4 protein-coding genes and 1 pseudogene are annotated in these 4,589 nt (G+C 61.3%); all 5 read left to right on the forward strand.

What is annotated here, in order from left to right; genetic code table 11:
• Window positions 1-187, forward strand: a pseudogene (locus tag AC1DUU_RS23815) (extracellular solute-binding protein); the annotation flags it as partial.
• Window positions 188-205: 18 nt separating this feature from the next.
• Window positions 206-1,144 (forward strand): carbohydrate ABC transporter permease, encoded by a 939-nt coding sequence (locus AC1DUU_RS23820; protein WP_476785852.1) that lies wholly within the window; start codon window positions 206-208, stop codon window positions 1,142-1,144.
• The gene (locus AC1DUU_RS23825) at window positions 1,141-1,992 is read left to right on the forward strand and encodes a carbohydrate ABC transporter permease (RefSeq protein ID WP_109573826.1); all 852 of its coding nucleotides are present in this window, start codon (window positions 1,141-1,143) and stop codon (window positions 1,990-1,992) included. The genes AC1DUU_RS23820 and AC1DUU_RS23825 overlap by 4 nt, the downstream gene beginning before the upstream one ends.
• Before the next feature lie 3 nt (window positions 1,993-1,995).
• Window positions 1,996-3,510 carry an argininosuccinate lyase gene (gene argH / locus AC1DUU_RS23830; protein WP_476785850.1) on the forward strand — a complete coding sequence of 505 codons (1,515 nt, stop codon included), beginning with the start codon at window positions 1,996-1,998 and terminating at the stop codon, window positions 3,508-3,510.
• A complete protein-coding gene (locus AC1DUU_RS23835; RefSeq protein ID WP_476785851.1) occupies window positions 3,510-4,547 on the forward strand; it encodes an ABC transporter ATP-binding protein in 1,038 nt (345 codons plus the stop codon). Before argH ends, AC1DUU_RS23835 begins: the two co-directional genes overlap by 1 nt.
• Window positions 4,548-4,589: the final 42 nt, after the last annotated feature.

The following is a 4,589-nucleotide window of genomic DNA, read 5'->3' on the forward strand; positions in this document are numbered from 1 at the left end:
CTACGGTCCGTTCCTCAAGGGTCTCGATTACGCCCGCACCACCATGTTCGTTGACGAGGYAGCCCAGCGCCAGACCACGATCGACATGGCCAACCGCGTGCTGCTTGAAGGCCAGTCGGTGAAGGATTCGCTCGCACAGGCCGCAGCGGCCGAGCAGGCGATCATCGACGCAGCAGCACCCAAGTAAGGCGAAGGCTTGATGTCTGTGACAGCGGATCAACAGGGGGCGGCGCTGAGCCGCCCCAGCGGAACCTTCTGGAACCGCCGTTCCATGCGGACGAGGCGGCTGGTGTGGGTGTGGAGTTTCCTCGCTCTGCCGATCCTGTTCTATTCGGTGATCCGCTTTTACCCGACAATCGAAGCCTTCTGGCTTTCCCTGACAAACTGGGACCTTTTGAAGCCGCCGCAGTTCATCGGCCTGGCTAACTACGAAAGGCTTTTCGCCGACCCGCAATTCTGGAAGGTGTTCAAGAACACCTTTGCCTATCTGCTCGTCGGCACGCCGATCAGCCTATTGCTGTCGTTCGTCATCGCCTATCACCTCGACCGCGTGCGCTTCATGCACGGGTTGATCCGCGGCCTGTATTTCCTGCCCTATTTGACCACCGCAGCAGCCATGGCCTGGGTGTGGCGCTGGTTCTACCAGCCCGCGCCGATCGGTGTGATCAACAATGCGCTCGGCACACTCGGCATCCCGCAGCAGCCGTTCATCCGCTCGGTCGACCAGGCCTTGCCGTCGATCATGTTCACGGCGATCTGGGCTGGCCTCGGCTTCCAGATCATCATCTTCATGGCCGGTCTGCGGTCGATCCCCAACACTTTCTATGAGGCAGCGCGCATCGACGGCCTCGGCGAATGGGCGATCCTGCGCAAGATCACGCTGCCGCTGCTCAAGCCGACCACCGTGTTCCTCGTCGTGTTCTCGTCGATCGGCTTCCTGCGCATCTTCGACCAGGTCTACAACATGACCACCAACGATCCGGGCGGCCCGCTCGGTTCGACCAAGCCTCTGGTGCTGATGATCTACCAGACGGCGTTTTCGTCCTATGCGATGGGTTATGCGGCGGCACAAACGGTCGTGCTGTTCACCATCTTGCTGTTCGTGTCGCTGTTGCAGCTCTGGATCCTGAGGGAAAAGAAATGAGTGCCGTCACCCAAACGCCGGCGCTTTCCCACGCCAATCTTCGGCCCGGCCGCATTCTCACCTGGACGCTGCTGTTCATCGGCGGCCTGATCATGGTGACGCCGCTGGCCTTCATGTTCTCGACGTCGTTCAAGACGGCGGGCCAGGTCTATGACCTCCGGCTCATTCCGGCGGCACCGACGCTCGCCAACTACATCGCCATCCTGGCCGACGGGCGCTTCATGCGCTGGTTCTTCAACTCGATGTTCGTTGCGGTGATGGTGACGCTGTCGAATGTCTTCTTCGACAGCCTTGTCGGCTACACGCTGGCCAAGTTCGAATTCCGCGGCCGCTATTTCATCTTCCTCGCGATCCTGTCGACGCTGATGATCCCGACGGAGATGCTGGTTATCCCGTGGTACCTGATGTCAAGCAAGCTCGGCTGGCTGGACAGCTATTGGGGCATCATGTTCCCAGGCATGATGACGGCCTTCGGCACTTTCTTGATGAAGCAGTTCTTCGAAGGCGTGCCCAACGACTTCCTGGAGGCAGCGCGTGTCGATGGCCTGAACGAGTTCCAGATCTTCTGGAAAGTGGCAATGCCTCTGGTGACGCCCGCTCTGTCCGCGCTCGCCATCTTCACCTTCCTCGGCAACTGGACCGCGTTCTTCTGGCCGCTCATCGTGACCACCAGCCGCGAGCTCTATACGCTGCCGGTGGGRCTATCGAGCTTCGCGGTGGAACAGTCCATCCAGTGGGAAATGATCATGACTGGTGCAGCGATCGCCACGCTGCCGACCCTGATCGTCTTCATCGTCCTGCAGCGCTACATCGTCCGCGGCGTCATGCTGGCAGGGCTCAAAGGATAAGACATGCCTGAACTGAACCCCAAGCTCGCCGACAAGAGCGTCTTCCCCAATCCTGTCTACAAGGAAACGGTGCTGAAGCCGCTGTTCGACGGCGCCAAGACCCACCATGTCGACGGCTTCCGCGCCATCGACCGGGCGCATCTGGTGATGCTGACCGAGACCGGCATTCTCGAAGCCAAACAGGCCTCGGCCATCGCCGGCGCGCTCGAAGCCATCGACCGCGAGGTCGATCCATCCACGCTCGTCTATACCGGCGAAGTGGAGGATTTCTTCTTCCTCATCGAAAAGGAACTAAAGGCCCGCCTCGGTGCCGACGTTGCCGGGCGCCTGCACACCGCACGCTCGCGCAACGACATCGACCACACGCTGTTCAAGCTTGGCCTCAAGCAGCGCATCGACGCGCTGATGGTCAAGGCGCGACATCTGCTGGGCGCGATGATCGATGCGGCCGATCGCGAAAAGGCGACGCTGATCGTTGCCTATACGCACGGCCAGCCAGCACAGCCCTCGACTTTCGGGCATTATCTGGCAGCAGCCATCGAGGTGCTGGTCCGCGACATCGAGCGCTTCGAAGAGGCGCGAAAAATCGTCGACCTGTCGCCGATGGGTGCCGCCGCCATTACCACGTCGGGCTTTCCGATCGACCGTCAGCGCGTCGCCGATCTGCTCGGCTTTGCCGCGCCCTTGCGCAATTCCTACAGCTGCATTGCGGCATCGGACTACATCACCTCGACCTATTCAGCGATCGAACTGATGTTCCTGCACCTCGGCCGCCTGATCCAGGACTTCCAGTTCTGGACGAGCTTCGAGGTTGGCCAGGTCTATGTGCCGAACGCCTTCGTGCAGATATCGTCGATCATGCCACAAAAGCGCAATCCCGTGCCGATCGAGCATATGCGCCTGCTCGCCAGCCAGACGATGGGCCGGGCCCGTACGGTGCTTGGTGTCATCCACAACACGCCGTTCACCGACATGAACGATAGCGAGGGCGAGACCCAGTCGATGGGCTACGAAGCGTTCACCGCGGCTTCGCGCGTGCTCGACCTGCTTGCAGCCTTCATCGATGCGATCCGCATCGATCCCGAGCGAGTTGCCGAGAATATCCGCCGTTCCTGCATCACCATCACCGAACTTGCCGACTCGTTGGTCCGTATCGAAGGCCTGTCCTTCCGCGAGGCGCATGAGATCGCGGCAACCGTTGCCAAGTCAGTGGTTGCGGCGGGCGGCGGGCTTGCCAAGGACGGCTACGGCCCGTTCCTCGATGCTTTCAGGCATTCGACCGGACGCGAACCGACCTTTGGCCGCGACAAGTTCGAAGAGATCGTCTCGCCAGAGCATTTCGTGGCCGTGCGTGACCGCTTCGGCGGCCCGGCACCGGCACCGATGGCCGAGGCGATTGGCGTCTACAGGAAGAAGGCAGCGGCATTTGAGGCCGTTGCTAAGGAACATGCCGGGCACGAGGCGAAAGCCGCAAAAGAACTCGGTGAGAAATTCAAGGCACTGGCAGGGGCGCTCTGATGGCGACGATCGAACTTGAAAAGCTGGTCAAGCGCTACGGCAAGGTAGACGTCGTCCAGGGCATCGACCTTGAAATCGCCGACGGCGAATTCGTCGTCTTCGTCGGGCCTTCGGGCTGCGGCAAGTCGACGACTTTGCGCATGATCGCCGGCCTCGAAGACATCTCAGGCGGTACGCTGAAGATCGGCGGCGAGGTAGTCAACGAGCGCGATCCCAAGCAGCGCAACATCGCCATGGTGTTCCAGAACTACGCCATCTATCCGCATTTGACCGTGCGCCAGAACATCGGCTTCGGGCTCTACACCTCGAAACTGTCCAAGGCGGAGAAGGACAAGCGGATCGAAGAGGCAGGCCGTATCCTTGGCCTTGAAAAATATCTCGACCGGCGCCCTGCGGCCCTGTCCGGCGGCCAGCGCCAGCGCGTCGCCATCGGCCGCGCCATGGTGCGCAACCCCTCGGCCTTCCTGTTCGACGAGCCGCTGTCCAACCTCGATGCGCAGCTGCGCGCCCAGATGCGCATCGAGATCAAGCGGTTGCACCAGAAGCTCAAGACAACGACCGTCTATGTCACCCACGACCAGGTCGAGGCGATGACCATGGCCGACCGCATCGTTGTCATGAAGGACGGCCATATCCTTCAGGTGGGCACGCCGACCGATCTCTACGAAAATCCGGTCGATGTCTTTACCGCCCGCTTCATCGGCAGCCCGTCGATGAACCTGGTTCCGGGCCGCAAGAACGGCAAGGGCGTCGAACCGTCGGCCGGYGGCGACATCCTGATCGGCGTGCGCCCGCATCAACTGACGGCGGCAATCGAAAAAGCCGAAGGCGGCCTCGAACTCACTGGTACGGTGACGGCGGTTGAACCGCTTGGACCTGAAACGCTGGTGCATCTCGATGTCGACGGCAATGCTGTGATTGCCACCGCACCAAGCAAGTTCATTCCGGCGACGGGCAGCAAGCTGACCTGCCGCGCGGCACCGGGCAGCCTCTATCTCTTCGACGCCAAGACCGAGAAGAGCCTGGGCCGGCAATGACTTCTGGAAATGCCAAGCATCCGGCGGTGCTCAGCATCGGGC

The sequence above is a fragment of the Aminobacter sp. P4_H6_2 genome, assembly GCF_056400805.1.